Here is a 17497-nt window from a genome sequence, read left to right as displayed (position 1 = left end):
CCTGTTTCATCGCCGGCTATCCACAGAACGCCGGAGCGTCGGCGATGTTGTCCTTCTGCACGAGGACGGGCGCGAGCGAGGAGATCTTCTCGACGGAGGTGTCGCCCTCCTTCAATTTCACGGCGTTCTCCAGCGCCAGGTGCCCGAGCTCGTAGGCCGAATCAGCCGTCATGGCGGTGAAATCGCCGCTCGCGACAGCGTCCAGACCCGCCTCGGTGCCTCCGTTGGCCAGGATCTTGATGTCGTCGCGACCGGCGGCCTGCACGGCCGCGAGCGCCCCGAATGCCATCTCCTCGTTGGGAACGTAGATGTACTGCACGCCCGGGTTCGACTGCAGCAGATTCTCTGCCACTTCCTGGGCCTTGGCCCGGTTGAAGAACCCGGGCTGGTTGAACACGACGTTCACGTTGTCGTCGAGTTTGTCGCTGTAGCCGCTCACGAAGAGGTCGCTCGCCGCACCGGGCGCACCGGCGATGATGGCGACGTCGACGGGAGCCCCGGCCGAGTCGGTGTTCGTGAACTCCGCGAGAAGGCCCGCACTCGTGGTGATCTGCGCCACCGTGGCGCCGAGGATGTCGTCGTCCTGATTGCCGAGCACGGAGGTCAGGTAGATCGGCACCCCCGCGGCGTTGGCTTTCGCGACGGCCTGTTCGAGTGAGTCCACGTTCACGGTCTGGAGGATCAGGATGTCCGGCTGCTGCGCCAGGATGTCCTCGACGTTGGTCTGCTCCTTGGTGGGATCGCCGGCCGAGTTGACGACGTCGAGCTTCACTCCGAGTTCGTCGGCGGCGGCAACCACGCCCTTCTCGAGGCAGGTGTGGTACTCGAGGTTGTTGGCGTTGACGAATCCGACGGCCAGCGAGCTCTGCGGCTCTCCGCTCGCGCTGGGAGCGGCACTGCCCCCGGAGGAACAGCCGGCGAGGCCGAGCGCGGCGATGCCGGCGACGAGGAGTGCTGTGCGTTTCTTATTCTTCATTGAACAATGCGCTTTCTGTGTGGGAATGGATCGTCAGGGTCCGGCGGGTGTCCGGACTCATCTCTTGCGTCGGTACCGCAGTTCGTTGATGACTGCGGCCACCAGGAGCACCAGCCCCACCGAGACGGGCTGGTAGAACGAGTCGATCTGGAGCAGATTCAGGCCGTTGGCCACGATGCCGAGCAGCAGTACGCCGAGAACGGTGCCGAAGACGGTCGCGCTCCCGCCGTGCAGCGCGGTGCCACCGATCACGACGGCCGCGACCACCGACAACTCGAGCGGGAGGCCCGCGGTGCCGGGGCTCGACGCGCCCAGGCGGGAGAGCAGCATGATGCCGGCTATGCCGGCGAACAATCCGTTCAGGGCGTAGAGCGTGACGGTTCGGCTGCGCACCGGGATGCCGGTGAGGCGGGCGGCCGCCTTGTTGCCGCCGATGGCCAGGATGTCGCGGCCGAACCTGGTCCAGCGCAGCACGATCGCGGCGATCGCACAGATGGCCGCCGCGATCAGCACGAGGTACGGGATGCCGAACGCGGTGCCGAGACCGAGCGCCGTGAGATCGCCCCCGATCGAGACGCTCTGCCCGTTCTGGATGATCAGTGCAACACCGTCGAGCAACGTCGCGCTGGCGAGCGTCACGACGAACGGTGCCACACCGAACACCGTGATGATCACGCCGTTCAGCAGCCCCATCACCACACCGAGAGCCAATACGGCCGCCAGGGCGATCGGGAGCGGTACTCCGGCGGAGAGCAGCTGGGCCAGGGTGGCGACCACCACCGCCACCTGACTGCCGAGCGAGAAATCCAAGCCTCCGGCGCCCAGCAACAGCGTCAGTCCGGCCGCGAGCACCGCCATCACCGAGATCTGCCGCAGCACGTTCACCAGGTTCGGGCCGGTCGCGAAGGCATCGGTGGCGACGGTGAGGAACACGCCGATCACGACGATCACGCCGATGAGGCCGATGTGCTGGGTGAGTGCGTCGGGCAGCCGCAGTCGTCGGGCTTCGGCAGCGGATGGCGTCGTGGGGGTCATGCGTGTCCTCCGAGAACGATCGAGACCAGCTCTTCATGGGTTGTGACGGCCGCTTCGCATTCGGCCACCACGGATTCGCCGCGCACGACGACGATGCGATCGGCCAGTCGCACGACTTCGTCGACGTCGCTGCTCGCCAGGAGCACAGCGGTTCCCTGTGCCGCGAGTTCTTCGATGTAGCGGTGGATCTCGGCCTTGGCGCTGATGTCCACCCCGCCGGTCGGCTCCTCGAGCAGGCATGCCTTGACGGATTCGTTACCCAGCCATTTCGCCAGCAGCACCTTCTGCTGGTTTCCGCCCGAGAGCCGGTCGACGGGTGGATCGTCGGCGAGCGTGACCACGTCGAACCTGCGACGCAGTTCGTCGGCTCGCGAGGTGAGGCGACGCCAGCGCACGAGCATCCGCCGCGCGACGACCTGCTCGAACGCGGTGATGTTCTCCGACACGGACAGGCCGGGAACGAGACCGAGGCCCAGTCGGTCGACACTCACGCAGCGCAGACCCGATTCCAGCGAATTGCGGACGCCGGGACGCAATGCCGCTCCGGCGACGTGGATGCGACCCGCGTCGGCGGGCCGGAGGCCGGCCAGGAGGGGGAAGAGCGCCTCCTGCGCGGCGCCGGCCGGGCCGAGCACCGCCACGATCTCCCCGGCCCGCACCGTGAGGTCGAGCCGGTCGATCCGGCGTTCGACCGAGACGTCCTGCAGCTCGAGCACGACCGGGCCGTACTCCGTCGAGCGCGGAGCACGATCCGAGATCACGTCGTCTCCCACCATGGCGCGTACCAGTGTCGGCAGATCGATGCTGCGCACGGGAGCGTCGAGCACGACGCATCCGTCGCGCAGCACGGTCACGTCGTCGGCGAGGTGCATCACCTCCTCGAGGTGGTGCGAGATGTAGATCACAGCCACGCCATCGGCGGCAAGGCCCCGCACGACCTCGTGCACGGTCGCCGAGTCGGCTGCCCCCAGGGCGGCCGTCGGCTCGTCGAGCAGCAGCAGCCGCGCACCCTTCCGGATCTCGCGGGCGATCTCCACCAGGGTCTGCTGAGCGGCGCCGAGCTGATCGACGCTCGCCTTCGGGTCGATGCGCGCGCCGATCACCCCGAGCGCCTCCTCAGCAGCCCGGCGGGCGGCGGACCAGTCGACGATGCCGGCCCGCGTCGGCAGCTCGCCGAGCAGGATGTTCTCGGCCACGGTCAGCGACGGCACCAGCGTGCGGCGCTGGAACACGGTGGCGACGCCGGCGGCACGGGCCCGCCGCGGGCTGATCAGCCGGTAGCGGGTGTCGCCGACGGTGATCTCGCCCGCCGTCGCGGCAAGCGAGCCGCTGATGATCTGTACCAGCGTGGATTTGCCGGCGCCGTTCATCCCGAGCAGGGCGTGGATGCGGCCGGTGCGTACGTCGAGGTCGATCGACCGGATCGCCGGGGGGCCGCCGAACGACTTCGTGACACCGCGCAGGCTCAGCACGACGTCGTCGTGGTGCTGGGCGGTCGGCGACGGCGTGGCCGTCGCGGGGGTGGGAACCACTCTGTTCTCCGATTCGACGCGCGGGGCGTCAGCTCTGGTCGTGGGTGTACATCTGGTTATGCGGGATGCCGAGGATGACCAGCAGGTTGCGGATCACGATCGGGTTCACACCGGCGGTGAGGAACCAGTCGGCGTCCAGCCGCGCGATGGCGTCGCGCTCGGCGTCGGAAAGCCGGTAGCCGTCGAGTACCGCCGCCGGATCGGCCCGGTAGGCCTCCAGCACGCCGGGCTTGTGTTCGAGGTCGAGCGTGAATTTGTTCACCGCGATGACGCTCATGTCGCGTCCGCCATCCGCATGATCCCGATCCCGATCCCCCAGGGCTCCATGGGCTGGTACTCCAGCAACTGGCTGTGCGGATTGCCCGCCGCCGCCTGCGCCAGAATCCAGGTGCGCACCTCGAGAGCGCCGTTGCCGGCGTCGGCGAGGATCTCCTCGTCGCTGAACCCCACGAGCGCGTCCAGATCCGCCGCTTGGAACAGCTCCAGGAAGTCGCGATCCCACTCGGGGTTGATCTGCCCGAACTGCGGCAGACCCACCCAGTGCGAGACGCCGCCGGTGGCGACCAGTCCGATCCGGAGATCGCCCGGCAGCGCTTCGACGGTGGCACGGATCGCCTCGCCGAGGTCGCGGCACCGCTGCAGGGTGGGCAGCGGCGGAGTGTTGCAGTTGATGTAGAGCGGGATGATCGGCAACTCCGCGAGTTCGAGACGCAGGATCGGCACCATGTAGGCGTGATCCAGGGGCATCTCGTGGCTGCGCGAGACGTCGAAGCCACGCGCGATCAGGCCCTCCAGCAGATGCGCGCTCACCTCGGGCGCGCCCTTCAGCGAGCCCGAAGGGTTGCCGAACTCGCCCCAGGCCTCGTAGTCGTCGGCGACGCCGAGGCAGAAGGTGGGATGGTTCTCGAGGTTGAAGGTCTCGAAATGATCGGTTCCGACCACGATCACCGCGTCGAGATCCGCCGCTGCGATCTCGACGGTGAGTCTTTCCCAGGCCGACTTCAGGAGCGAGGACCGCTCGGGCACGGCGTCGGGATTCTTGATGATGGCGCCGACGTGCGATGTCGCGGCGACCAGGGCCATTCGGCTCATGCTCAGCTCTCCATTTCGATGTCGTGCAGGATGGCGGATCCGACTCCGGCGACGTCGGTCGCCAGGAGCACGGCGCAGGAAGGGCAGGCATACTCGCGGATCTCGAGCACCTCGTTGAGTCGACGCGAACGGCTGAACTCGTGCACGTCGTGGCTGCGGCGCTCCAAGGCGCTCGCCCGCCAGGGCTCGCGGACAGAACCGAAGACGTGTCCGCAGTTGCACGCGACGAATGCCGACCCGTCGGGCGCCTCGACGATGCTCAGCTGGGTGCCGAGAGGACCGCGACGCAGAGCGTCACCCGTGACGGCGACCTCCGGCGCATCCGTCGCTCGCGGCCAGGTCAGCCGCTCGCCCCGGATCGCCTCCCGGCGCTCGCGGGTGGCGACATCGTCGATGGTTCCGTTCACCACCACGGCCCCGTAGAGCCGTTCGGCCGCATCGACGCTGATCGCGCGGTCGCGGAGGTCGGCAGCGAGATCGTCGGCGGAGCGGTTCAGCGGGTCGCCCCAGCCACCCCCGGACTGGTGCACCGAGGCGATGACGTCGCCGTCGGCGAGTCGCACGAGACCCTGGCGGCCGTGCATCGTGGGGCGTTCGCCCGCGATGTCGGCGACGTCGTTGAGGATCTCGCCCTGGCGCATCCGTTCGAGCACGTCACTGCCGGAGACGACCTCGCGGTCGTTCTGCGTGCCCGGGTATCCGCCGAAGATCCCGGTGGAGTTCGGCGCCTCCCAGCCGTGGCCGTTGCAGACGGCCCGCAGATCGGAGCCGCCGTGGGCGAGGAACACCGAGCCCATGCTCTGGCCGCCACGGCGTTCGCCCGCGCCGCCGGAATCGACGATCAGGCTGCGCGAGAGGTAGAGCAGCGGGGTCTCCAGTTCCATGTCCTCGGCGTTCGAGATGCGCTGACGCTCGATGTTGTGCTGCCCCTGCGTCCAGACGCCGTCGCGGTGGGCGTACGCGCCGCCGCCGGTGGCGAGGCAGTCGAGGATGACGTGGGTGAAGGGGTCGCCGTGCGCGTTCGTTCCGCTCAGCACGAACTGGTCGGGTCCCCCGGCCGGCGCGGCCTGGCTCTCCCGGATCAGCTCGTCGGAGCAGGCGGCGAGCTTGGAGAGCGCCTCGACGGCGGTCATCTCCACCAGCCAGCCCGCCTCGAGCGCGCCACCGGAGACCGCTGCAGGACGTTTGGCGTTCACGATCAGGCCTTCGGGGGCGTTCACCTCGATCGCCCGGAACAGCCCCTGGTTCCACGGGGCGTCGTAGGCGAGGATCGGCAGCAGGGCTGCGTTGATCCCCGCCATCAGACCCGAGGAGGTGCAATTGATGTAGCCAGGCGCCTGCGGCGACGACCCCGAGTAGTCGAAGGTGAGGGTGTCGCCCTTCTTGGTGAGCACGAGGTCGATCTCGTACACCCGGTCGAGCCCGCCGTCGTTGTCGAGGAAAGCGTGCGAGCGCACGGTGGCGTCCGGGAGGCTCGACAACCGCTGCCGCAGCCGACGATCGGACAGGTTGATGAGGCCGGCCATCACTTGGCGCACCGTGTCCGCGCCGTAGCGGTCGGCCAACTGAGTCATGGCGCGCACCGCCGTGTTGTTGGCGCCGACGAGTCCGCGCATGTCGAGATTCACGGCCGACGCGGCGCGGGTGTGGCTGAGGATGAGGTTCCACACGTCGTCGCGGATCTCGCCGTTCTCCACGATCTTCGTGGGCGTGAGCTGGAGGCCCTCCTGGTAGCACTCGGTGGCGTCGTTGCAGAAGCTGCCCGGCTTCGAGCCGCCGACATCCGGGAGGTGGCACATCGCACCGGCCCAGGCCAGCAGTTCACCCTCGTAGAAGATCGGCACGACGATGCCCATGTCCTGAGCGTGGATGGCACCCTTCCAGGGGTTGTTGACCACGAACATGTCGCCCGGTTTGATGCCGGGGTTCTCCGCGCAGTCGGCGATGACGTGCCGGGTGATGAGAGCCATCGACGCGGAGTGCAGAACGATGGTGCGGCCCATCGCCGCCACCGAGCCGTCGGGCAGGTAGAGGCCCACGTTGAAGTCGTTGGCGTTCACGACGTGGGGCGATCCGGAGATCGCGGCGAGGGTTGCGCCCTGCTCGTCGGTGATGGCGAGCAGCCGGTGACGGATGACCTCGAAGGTCACCGGGTCGACCGCGGTCTCAGCGGTCGGCGCGTCGGCCACGGTGCTCACGTCGGTGGGTACGGTCATTTCTTCCCCTCGCAGTTCACGATCACGTTGCTGTACTGGTCGACGATCAGGTCCTGATCGGGTTCGATGACGACGGTCGTGCCGGCGAACTCGAGAATCGCCGGACCCGCGATCTCACTGCCCGGCCCCACCTCTTCGCCCCGGTAGACCGGCACCTCGAGCGACCCGCGCCCGGCGAAGGTCACCGTGCGGGAGCCGATCGGCGAGGCCGCGACGGAGGGCGCCGGTGTCTCTCCTCCGGTGGCCACTCCGACCGCCACCCGGCCTTCCACCCGGAGGGTGTTGATCTCCACGCCGGCGGCGCGAATCGCCGTCCCCTTGCCGTAGAGACGCTCGTAGGTGGCGAGGAACGCGTCGACGACGTCACGCATCACGTCGAGGGTGACCGGCCCGGCCGGGAGGGCCACCGGGAGTTCGTGGGTCTGGCGGCGGAACTTCAGGTGCACGGATCGGGCGAACACGGCCTCGACGTTCTCGTCGAGGTCGGCGTGCACCTTCGCCTGCAGCTCGTCGAGACTGCCGTTCAGGCGCTCGAGGTCGATGAACGCGGCCGGGTCGCTCTCCCCGGGGGGCGTGCGCTGCAGGTCGGTGGCCTGGAGCGCACGGAAGCGGTCTGCCGTCACGGCACCGAATGCCGAGTGCACCGTGGACGTGGGCGGGATGACGAGCGTCGAGATCCCGGCCGCCGAGGTGTACGAGCTGGCATGGGTCGGCCCGGCGCCACCGTAGGCGAAGACCACGAAGTCGCGGGGGTCGCGGCCCTGTTCGACCGTCACCCGGCGAAGCAGATCCGCCATCTGGTTGTCGGCCACCGTGCGAATGCCCAGGGCAGCCTCTTCGACGGTCATGCCCAGCGGGTCGGCGATGTGCGCCCGGATGGCTTCACGGGCGAGATCGACGTCCAGTGGCATCCGGCCGCCCAGGAAATAGGCGGGGTCGATGATGCCGAGCACGACGTCGGCATCGGTGACCGTGGGCCTTGTGCCGCCTCGGGCGTAACAGGCGGGACCGGGCATGGAGCCGGCGCTCTCCGGTCCGACCACGAGTGCGCCCACCTCGTCGACACCGGCGATCGATCCGCCTCCGGCGCCGATGGCCGTCACCTTGATCCGCGGGATGGAGAGGTGATAGTTGCCGATCTCGCTCTTACGCTCGACGAGTGGCTCGCCGTCGATGATCAGGCCGACGTCGAAGCTCGTTCCGCCCATGTCGCTGGTGATCACGTTCGCGTAGCCGAGCCGGGACGCGGCGGACGTGGTGGCCAGCACGCCCCCGGCGGGTCCGGAGGTGAGCAGCGAGACCGACCGCCCGGCGGCATCCGTCGCCCGCATCACACCGCCGCCCGAGTCCATGACCGAGAAGTCGCCCACGAAACCTTCGGCGCGCAGACGACCCTCGAGGTTGCTCATGTAGTCGCGGATGACCGGGCCCAGATAGGAGTTGATGACCGCGGTGGCGGTGCGCTCGTACTCTCCGATCACCGGCGCGACCTCGTGCGAGACCGTGAGGTAGACCTCCGGCCATTCCTCCGCCACGATGCGCTGCACGTCGAGTTCGTGATCGGGATTGAGGAACGACCAGAGGAAGCTGACCGCGAGCGCGGTGACCCCCTCGGCTCTGAGCGCGCGGAGGGCCGATCGCACCTCCTGCTCGTTCAGCGCCACGAGGGCGGTGCCGGCCGAGTCGACCCGTTCGGTGATCTCGCGGGTGTCGGCCCGCGACACCAGCGGTACGGGGTTCTCGCGGATGCTGTAGTGCCCGGTCGCCGCTCCCACGCCGACCCACGAAGTCATGCTGCGTTGGATCAGCATGGTGTCGCCGAAACCGCTGGTGGTCAGCAGACCGGTCTTCGCGCCCTTGCGCTCGATCAGGGCGTTGGTGGCCGCAGTGGTGCCGTGGGCGAAGTACACGACGTCTTCGATGAACTCCGCCACGGGCCGGCCCACGGCATCGGCGGCGAGTCCCAGCGCGTTGAGGACGCCCTCGGAACGGTCGTGCGGCGTGGTGGGTGACTTGAAGAGTCGCGGTTGTCGCCCTGCCTCGAGGAGAACGAGGTCGGTGAACGTACCGCCGATGTCGGTACCGATCATGTATCGGGTGGGGGTGCTCGACTTCGTCGACGAGTGCACGGAGAGTCCTTCGCTTCGTTGCGGGGTGTTGTGGACTCACTATGTCGAGACGGTGTCGGGCCCGCCAAGGAGCGTTCCGCATTGTGGAAAGCATGCTCCACGGCGAGAACGGGGGAGACGGTTTCCCCGGGCCAAATGGCGCAAGTGTCCGCCGGTGGTGCGGAAGCCGCATGACTGGCGCTCCGCCTGGCGAAATGCGTTCGTTCTGCTGGGTGGAACGGGTACGCGAGCGGACGACGGCTCAGTACCCGGTGACTACCCCGTTGTCCCGCTCGTCGCGGTCGAGGCCGTGGAGGAGAGCATCGAGCACGTTCGTCATGAGCGCGAAGCCACACGGTGCGCTCCCCTGTGGCGGTGACCCGTGCGGGTCTGGGTTGCTGGGGGCCTCGCCCGCACGCCCGCGAACGCGACTCCCGGACTACCGAGGCTCGGCCGGCGTCATGGCTGTATGGCGAAGGCGATGACGCTGAGCGACAGGGCCGCGGCGGCCGATAGTCCGATCACAAGAGTCCGCCCCACGATGCGAAGGTGGTCGGAGGGAGTCTTGATCCGATTCGGTCGCGATGACGACGGTGACGCGCTCATGAATTGCTCTTCCGGTGCGGATTGGGGCAGATCTGTCGATCGGAGACACGTGTCGACAAGAGAACTCTCCCCGAGTGGCCCCCCGTCGCGCCAGACCCCCGCTCTGGGGTCATCGATGTCCAGGGGCGAATCCTGCCTCAGGCGCCGTTGACGGCCGAGAGGCCGTGCGCGCCGGTCTGACGATTCGCCCCCTCAGCACCGCTGTTCGCGACGCGAGAACGGCACTCACCGTCCTTGTCGCCGTGCTGAGCGCAACCTGCGCCTGATTCACTCATCTACCAACCGACTGATCGCCTCGGGTGCGCTCGAGTTCAGGCTCGTTCGAGTGCAGGCGCGTTCGAGCAGGACTGCAACTCGGAGGGGCAGCTCATTTGGCACCTCCTGGTGCGCGTGGCTTCAGGTGTCGTTGGGTGGGGGTGGTGGTGCGGTGGTGTGTTGGCGTCCGTGGGGGCTGCGCCAGTTGAGGTGGCGGGGCCGGTGGGGGTCGGATTCGACGGTCCAGCGGGTGTTGTGTTTGAGGTGGTGGTGGCGGGGGCAGAGGTAGGTGAGGTTGTCGGGGGTGGTGGTGCCGCCGTGGGCCCAGTCTTTTGTGTGGTCGAGTTCGCATCGGTTGGCGCGTCGGTTGCAGCCGGGGAATCGGCAGGTCTGGTCGATGGCGGCGAGCACGAGTCGGAGTTCGGGTGCGGCGCTGTACCGGTCCCGGCCGGTGGTCTCGCGGTCGTCGGTGCGGTCGGTGGGGTCGGTGCCGCTGGTGGAGTGGGTGTCGCCGGTCGGGAGGGCGCCGTTGGTGGGGTGGGTGTCGCTCGTGGGGATGGTGTCGGTGGTGGGGTGGGTGTCGGTGGTGGGGTGGGTGTCGATGGTGGGGTGGGTGTCGATGGTGGGGTGGGTGTCGATGGTGGGGTGGGTGTCGATGGTGGGGTGGTGGGCGCCCGCGTCGGGGCAGGCGGCGACGGCGCGGCCGCGGTGTCGGGTGACCATGGTGGGTTCCCGGGTGACGGGGTGGGTGAGGATCCGGAGGAAGGTGGGCGCGGTCGCCGCGATGGCCCGGGCGGTATCGGGGTCGATGGGCCCATACCCGTGCAGGTCACCCGGCTGGTCGGAGACACCGGCGATGGTGGTGGCGGGGATGGTGACGAGCACGTTCGCGGTGATCGACGCGGGCCGGGCGGGGTTGCCGGGGGTGAGGATCAGGCGGGTGAGAGCGTCCGCGCGGCGCTGCAGATGGGTGCGGGGATCCGTATCGGAGCGTTCACTCCTCGCGATTTTGTCGAGGAGGTCATCGACAGCGACCGCGTCGACCGCGGGCAGGTGATGGGTGAGGGTCGCCATCCCGTCACACTCGGGTGAGAGCCACACGCTGCGTTCCTCGCGGGCCTGCCGGTGACGGACCGTGATCGAGTCGGGGTGGGCGGTCTCCCGCAGACGACGCGCCCGCTCCGCGAACCGGTGCGCCGGCAGGACGGCCGCGAGGTCAAGAAGTTTCGTTTCAAACGCGGGTCGCGCCTGGGCGGGGAGGGTGCAGGCGTGAGCGATCAGGTGCCGGGTGTGCAACCCGGACACCCTGCCCTCGGACAGCGCAGCCAGGGTGGCGGGGTAGTCGTGGACGAGTTGTTCGGCGTCGTTGATCATCCGCGCCACGGTCCGCTCGGATCGCCGGGTGGCGGTCGCGATCTCCACCGCGACCAGCCGCCGTTCGCCCTCCCGCGCCTCCGACAACCCGCGCCCGGTCGGGGAGGCCAGGGCGGCCCGCTCGTCCGCGATCCGCCCCACCGCGGCCAGACACCGGGCCCGGCGCGCATCCAACCCGGCGGTGGCGAGGTCGATGTCGTGGAGTTCATCGATCTCCGCATCCAGGCGCGCGTCGAGTTCCTCGATGCGAACCACGAACAAACCCTTCATGAGGTTTATTCAAACACCAGCCACCGACATTGACCCCCGGGAACCTGCCGCGCGCTCCGCGCTTGCCGAAAAGGAACCAGGGCTGAGTCGAACAGACGGTCACCGGAATCCAGACCAACCGCATCCGTCACGATCTCAGAAAACCCGGGCAGGACCCATCGTCGGCAAGCGCGCAGCGCGCGGCAGCCGCTCAGGCTCACACGCGAGAGATCAGGATCCGGCGACCACCGCATTGTTCAACTCGTCGGGGTCGACACCGTAGAGACGCACGTCGAGCAGGTTCGTCATGAGGGCGAAGCACAGGTCGAGCTCGGGGTAGATCCACCACTGGGTGCCCGACCAGCCCTCGTGCCCGAAAGCGTTACGGTGCAGGAGCGCAGTGGAGGTCTGCCGGATGTTCCAGGCCAACCCGAAGTCGCGCTTCGGGTCGCCGGGGATGGGCTCGGGCACCCCGATGGTGCGGGGCACGAGCATCCCGCGGAGCGTCTCGGGGTGCAACACCTGGCCGCGAACGCCGCCGTTCGCCCGCAGCAGGGAGCTGCCGAGTTCGAGCAGGCCCGCCGCGGTCGCGTTCACCCCGGCGGCAGGATGACGGTGCCGCACCATCGCGGCGTGGTCGAGTCCGACCCCCTTCTGCCCGAAGACCTCGTGCGGGTCGCTCCCGGCGTCGAAGGTGAGCGCCGAGCCGCCGGCGAACGCGCCGAGCACCTCGATCTCGTCGTGCAGGTCACGACCGGTGACGGCGGTGAGGATGCGCGCCGCACCGTGGAAGGCGATGTTGGAATACCGCACCATCGATCCGGGCAGGAAGTCGGGGCGGGCGAGGCCGAGTTGCTCGTCGAGATCGAGCGGCGAGTCGAGGGGCGGCTCGCTCAGCCCCGCGGTGTGCGAGATCAGGTGCTCGAGGCGCACGCCGGCGCGCCAGGGCTGGGCCTCGTCCGACGGGAACGCCGACGCGAGCGACGCCCGCAGCGACAGTTCGCCGCGCTCGACCGACCGCGCGATCGCGATGCCCGACAGCGGCTTGGTCACCGAGAACAGCGCGTAGTAGTCATCGATCTCGGCGGTGCGCGCATCCCGGCCAGTGAACGCTTCCATGTGCTGCACACCCGCGGATGTCGCCACCCCGAACACCGCCGACGGCAGCGGCCCCTCCTCCACCTGTCGCTTCACCCAGCGAACGGCGTCGTCCAGCACCAGTGTTCCCACGCATCCTCCTCGGTCGAGAGTCCCCGTCGATTACACCGCACCCCGAACCTGTCATGCGAATCGCCGGCGCGACGCACGCAGAAGCGGGGCGCCCCACTCGAAAGGGCGCCCCGCTCCGGGCCGAGAGGCCGACGGGGCCGGCTAGGCCCGGCTCCGCCGCCGCTTGGCCGTCGCGACCGCCGCCGCCGCTCCCGCGAGGAGCAGCACCAGAGCCGCGATCACGGTCGACAGGGCCCCTGAACCCGTCGCCGCGAGGTCACCGGATGCCTGGCCCGCCCCGGCCGGCACGCTCCCCTGGCCGCCACCCGAGCCAGCCCCGGGGTCACCGGCGCCCGGGCCACCCGGCTCGCCCTCGCCCGGCTCGCCCTCATCCGCCACCGGCTGGAGCATCGACAGGTCGACCGGCAGCGCGTAGATCACTCGGTGCGCCGTGACGTGCTTGTCGGGCGAGAGGGTCTCGTAGAACGCCCGCACCCAGTAGTCGTCGTTCTCCGGCACCTGAAGGGGCACGGTCACGATCGGACCGGGCTCGGTCACCAGCTCGTGCGGGGTCTGCTGGTAGTAGAACTGACCCGCGCGGATGCTGTTGCCGACGCCCGCAGTGAAGTCGAAGCCGTGGCTCCAGGCCGGGATGCGGTTGCTGAATACCATCGACATCGGCTTGCCCTCCTCCGCCGTCGACGGGTCGTCGCTGAAGGTCAGCCAGTAGTCCTGCGTGATGTGCGGTTCGGGCGCGCACCGGGCGGAACCGGTGTTCTGGTAGCTCGCGAGCACCACGTCGTCGTCACGGATGAGCTCGACGTACGCCGCGCCCGTCATGTCGAAGGTCTGCGTGATGACCTCCTTGTTGATGTCGACCGTCGAGAACACCACCGGACCCGAGCAGAGCTTGTAGCGCAGCCGCACCAGGAAGAAATTGCCCGAGCGGTTGGTGAACGACAGGTCGGCGAGGTTCTCGTCGTTCGGGTTCTGCGTGATCGTGACATCGCTCGGCTGCGACGCGGCCACCGTGAAGACGTAGTCGAAGTGCTGCGTGAGCGACCCGTCCTCGGCCACCGCCCAGACGTCGGCGGTATAGATACCGGCCGGCGTGGCAGCGGGTGACGACCGCACGCTGTCCGACCAGAAGATCGGGTCGGAGGAGACCGCGATCCGCTCGTCGAGCACCGTTCCGGTGGCGCCGGTGAGCTTCACTCGCATCTCGCCGGTTCCGACGTAACTCGTCTCGAGCGTCGTGCTCGCGGCGCCGTCGGAGTCGTACTGCGTCCACTCCAGGGTGCTGAACACCAGCAGTTTCGCCACGTTCACCGTGGCCGACACGGTGCCGGCCGATGACTCGATCGTGACGGGGTAGGCGCCGTCGGCGAGCCCGGCGGGCAGCGAGACGGCCCGGTCGGCTCGTCCGCCCGCACTGCCGAGGCCGGTCACCACGACATCCGCACCACCACCGACCGTGATCGTGTACGGCTCAGCGGGGGTGAGGCCGGATGCGTGCACCGCGACATCCGTTCCCGCTCGGGCCCACGCGGGGTCGACCGTCATCGCGAGGTCACCGGTCGGCGGCACGGGGTCGCCCGGGGTGGTGACGGTCACGATCGTGCTGTGCCCGGTGTCGCCGAAGCCGACGCGACCGAGGTAGCTCGCACCCGGCTCGAGGCCCGACCACGACGCCGTCACCGCCGCCGGCTCACCGAGGGTCATGTGGAGCTTCTCCGGCGTCGCCGTGAACGCACCGGCCGTCGACGACGACCCGAGGAAGTAGTTCGTGAGGGTGTAGTCCAGGTCTCCCTGCCCGGCGAAGAAGTCGACCTCCACGATGTAGCGTCCGGGCGAGAGGCCGGGCACGTCGAGCGTCTCGTCGGGATTCGGCGTGGCCGCCTGGTTGATGGGCGTGACCTGCTCGTTCTCGTCGTAGAGCGAGAGATAGAGGTCGAGGTCGGCCGTGCCGTCGAGCGAGTCGAGGGCGAACCGCGCGAAGGTGGTGCCTTCGGGCACGTCGACCACGAACCGGTCGCGCACCGACGGGCTGCCGTCGGCCGACGCCGTTCCGGTGCCGTGCAGCACGTCGCCCTTCGCGAGGCCGGTCTTCGTGATGTCGAGGTCACCGGTCGTTCCCACGGCGACGGGGATGTCGACGGAGGCGTCTGCACCCTCGGCCGCGACCTCACGAGGCACACCGAGCGTCACGGGCCGCACCGCGAGCGGGGTGGTGACGGTCTCGTCGCCGTCGGTCCAGATCAGCTGGCCGGTGGCGAACTCGTCGAGCGGGGCATCCGTTCGCGTGAAGGTGACGGTGTAGCTCTGCTCTTCACCGGCCGCCCCGAAGGTCAGCACGCTCGGCGAGACCACGACATCGATGCCCGGGATGCTGACCGGCGCCGCCGTGAAGGTGCCGGCGCGGGTCGCCGTGACCGTGCGGGTGATCGTCTCGGTTCCGGCGAGCGAACCGATGCTGATCGACGGGAGGTTGAGCTGCGAGGGGCTCACCGTGTCGACGCCCAGGTCGAGCCCGGTGAGCGCCTCGGCGTAGCCGTACCAGTCGTCGACGTCGTTGAGGAAGAGCATTCCCGGATCGAAGTAGCGCGTGGGGTCGACCTGCCCGGCGCCCTGGGCGAACGGGTCGGTGACCGGAGCGCCCGATCCGTCGACCGTGTCGTAGGCGGTGGTCATCATCGCCGACTTGATCTCGGCCGGTGTGGCGTCAGGATGTTCGCCCAGGTAGAGCGCGGCCAGCCCGGCGATGTGCGGCGAGGCCATCGAGGTGCCGGAGAGCAGGGCGTACTGCCCGTCCTGGCTCTCGGAGTTCGCGTAGGCGGCGAGGATGCCGACACCCGGAGCCGCGATGTCGGGCTTCAGGATGTCGCCGCCGTCGGCGAGGATCGGCCCGCGCGACGAGAATCCGGCGACCTGAGGTGTCGGCGGCGAGGGGAGGGCGTCGGGGTTGCCGTCTTCGAGCGTGACGGTGGCGCCCGCGGTCGCCGCGTAGGCGTGCAGGGCGTCGGCCGACGCGGAGTCGACGTGCACGGTGGGCACCGTGTGGGTGTCGAGATCGAGGGAGTCCGGATGCGTGTTCACGAGCACCAGGCCGATGCCGCCGGCGCGTGCCACCTCGGCCGACTTCGCCACGCGGTCGACCACGCCGCGGTCGCAGAGCACGATGGCCCCGGCGACCTTCGCGGCGTCGAGGGTGTCGGGGCCGCAGAGCTGCGGGTCGGCGGCGCCCGGAGCGGCAGCCGCTGTCGCGTCGACGAACGGGCCGGTCACGGGCGCATCCGTCGGCACGGTGATCGAGCCGCCGAGCACGACCTGGCCGTCGCCGAGGCGAACGGTCGCTTCGTAGGAGGGGATGGTGGAGGCGGCGACCGTGGTGATCCAGGGGGCCGCGTTGTCGGCGGTGGAGGCATCCGGGCCGTCGTTGCCCGCCGAGGCGGCCACGAAGACGCCGACCGCGGCGGCGTTCAGGAAGGCCTCGTCGGTGAGCGAGATGGTGGTCTGCGCGGCTCCGCCGCCGATGGAGTAGTTGATCACGTCGACACCGTCGGCGACCGCCGCGTCGATCGCGGCGAGCAGGTCGCCGGTCTGGCAGCCGTCGTCGAAGGGGGTCGGGCCGGTCCAGCAGGCCTTGTACATGGCGATCTTGGCGCCGGGCACGACACCGGAGATGAGACCGAGGTCACGGCCCGCGACGGAGGCCGCGACATCCGCGTCGCCCGCCGCCGTGCTGGAGGTGTGCGAGCCGTGGCCGCTGCCGTCGCGGGGCGAGAGGTATTCGCCGCGGTCGCGGCCGAGCACGTCGGAGCCTCCGTAGGCGTCGACGAAGTAGCGCGCGGTGATGAGTTTGGTCGAGCAGTCGTCGGCCGTGAACTGCTCGCCGGTCTCGCAGGCGCCGTGGAAAGTGCTGCCGTCGGCCTTGTCGAACACGACGGTGTCGCCGTCGAGGTACGGCTGACCGGTGCCGGGGTCGGTCGCGAGCGGAGCGCCCGCGAACGAGGCGTTCTCGGGCGCGATGCCGCTGTCGATGATGCCGACCACGATGCCGTCGCCCGCCGACTCGACGCCGCCGGTCTGCGCCCACACGCCGTCGGCTCCCGAGAGGCCGAGATAGTCGGTCGACGGCGTGGCCGTCAGGTGCAGCAGTTCGTCGGGCACCACGCGGGCGACTCGCGGGTCGGCGGCGAGCGCCGTGGCCTGCGCGGCGGTGAGGGTGCTCGCGAAGCCGTTCGTGGTGAGGGTGTAGGAGGTCGTGATCTCGGCGTCGACCGAGTCGGCCACCTGCTCCTGCACCCCGGCGAGGTAGCTCGAGTAGTCGGCCACCTTGCGCGAACCGGCGTCGAGGTCGTCGCCCGGGGCCGACTGCGTGCCGGGGAACTTCGCGAGTCCGCCGCGGTAGGCGGCGACCGCGTCGCTCTTCAGGGTGACGATGTAGCGGCCGTCGGCGAAGGCGGGGTCGGCCGGGCCGGCCGCTGACGGCGTCGCCGCGGAGGGAGCGGATGCCGGTGCCGGAACCGATCGGGGCGCCGCTGCCGCCGGCCCCACCCCCAGCGCACCGGCGCCGAGGCCGGTGGCCAGCAGCACGGCGGTCGTGGCCGCCCACCAGCGCGTGCTCGCGCGGTGGGTCGGGCGTGCAGGACGGGGAGCGCGGTTCGGTGCAGAAGACGTGTTCACGAAGGCCCTTGATCGAAGGAAGCGGATGGCGCACAGCACCCCCGCTCGGGGGTCGGCGTCGCCGGTTCGTCCCATTCTGGGGAACCCGGAGTGATGCGTGGTGGCCTAACCCGGCCATCTGCCGCAACCGGCCAGGCGCGGAAACGCGATCGTTACACG

General features: G+C 69.5%; 10 protein-coding genes. All 10 read right to left on the bottom strand.

The window, feature by feature from the left end:
- Positions 1-16: 16 nt before the first annotated feature.
- The gene (locus tag BLW00_RS06755; RefSeq protein WP_092550895.1) at positions 17-976 is read right to left on the bottom strand and encodes a sugar ABC transporter substrate-binding protein; all 960 of its coding nucleotides are present in this window, start codon (positions 974-976) and stop codon (positions 17-19) included.
- Positions 977-1033: 57 nt separating this feature from the next.
- Positions 1034-2011, bottom strand: coding sequence for an ABC transporter permease (locus BLW00_RS06750; protein WP_092550893.1), 978 nt, complete (start codon positions 2009-2011; stop codon positions 1034-1036).
- Positions 2008-3543, bottom strand: coding sequence for a sugar ABC transporter ATP-binding protein (locus BLW00_RS06745; protein ID WP_092550890.1), 1536 nt, complete (start codon positions 3541-3543; stop codon positions 2008-2010). Before BLW00_RS06745 ends, BLW00_RS06750 begins: the two co-directional genes overlap by 4 nt.
- Positions 3544-3571: 28 nt before the next feature.
- Positions 3572-3820: a hypothetical protein gene (locus tag BLW00_RS06740; protein WP_092550887.1), complete on the bottom strand. Its 249-nt coding sequence runs from the start codon at positions 3818-3820 to the stop codon at positions 3572-3574.
- Positions 3817-4635 (bottom strand): DODA-type extradiol aromatic ring-opening family dioxygenase, encoded by an 819-nt coding sequence (locus tag BLW00_RS06735; protein ID WP_092550884.1) that lies wholly within the window; start codon positions 4633-4635, stop codon positions 3817-3819. The genes BLW00_RS06740 and BLW00_RS06735 overlap by 4 nt, the downstream gene beginning before the upstream one ends.
- 2 nt (positions 4636-4637) lie before the next feature.
- Entirely contained in the window at positions 4638-6851 is a 2214-nt protein-coding gene (locus tag BLW00_RS06730; protein ID WP_092550881.1) for a hydantoinase B/oxoprolinase family protein, read from the bottom strand.
- Positions 6848-8980, bottom strand: a complete 2133-nt coding sequence (locus tag BLW00_RS06725) for a hydantoinase/oxoprolinase family protein (protein ID WP_092550878.1) — start codon at positions 8978-8980, stop codon at positions 6848-6850. Before BLW00_RS06725 ends, BLW00_RS06730 begins: the two co-directional genes overlap by 4 nt.
- A 981-nt stretch (positions 8981-9961) precedes the next feature.
- Entirely contained in the window at positions 9962-11449 is a 1488-nt protein-coding gene (locus BLW00_RS06720; RefSeq protein WP_175494165.1) for an HNH endonuclease signature motif containing protein, read from the bottom strand.
- A 225-nt stretch (positions 11450-11674) separates the two neighbouring features.
- Complete coding sequence (locus BLW00_RS06715) at positions 11675-12673, bottom strand: serine hydrolase domain-containing protein (protein WP_092550872.1); 999 nt, start codon at positions 12671-12673, stop codon at positions 11675-11677.
- A 141-nt stretch (positions 12674-12814) separates the two neighbouring features.
- Complete coding sequence (locus tag BLW00_RS24225) at positions 12815-17338, bottom strand: S8 family serine peptidase (protein ID WP_281242385.1); 4524 nt, start codon at positions 17336-17338, stop codon at positions 12815-12817.
- Between the last annotated feature and the right edge of the window lie 159 nt (positions 17339-17497).

The organism is Herbiconiux ginsengi, assembly GCF_900107435.1.
GTDB classification, from domain to species: Bacteria; Actinomycetota; Actinomycetes; order Actinomycetales; family Microbacteriaceae; genus Herbiconiux; species Herbiconiux ginsengi.
Note: the sequence above shows the minus strand (reverse complement) of the source record. Positions and strands in the feature narration are given on the sequence as shown.

Coding starts and splice junctions, on each gene's coding strand:
- BLW00_RS06740 (WP_092550887.1), bottom strand. CDS start 3,820: ATGAGCGTCATCGCGGTGAACAAATTCACGCTCGACCTCGAACACAAG.
- BLW00_RS06755 (WP_092550895.1), bottom strand. CDS start 976: ATGAAGAATAAGAAACGCACAGCACTCCTCGTCGCCGGCATCGCCGCG.
- BLW00_RS06730 (WP_092550881.1), bottom strand. CDS start 6,851: ATGACCGTACCCACCGACGTGAGCACCGTGGCCGACGCGCCGACCGCT.
- BLW00_RS06735 (WP_092550884.1), bottom strand. CDS start 4,635: ATGAGCCGAATGGCCCTGGTCGCCGCGACATCGCACGTCGGCGCCATC.
- BLW00_RS06750 (WP_092550893.1), bottom strand. CDS start 2,011: ATGACCCCCACGACGCCATCCGCTGCCGAAGCCCGACGACTGCGGCTG.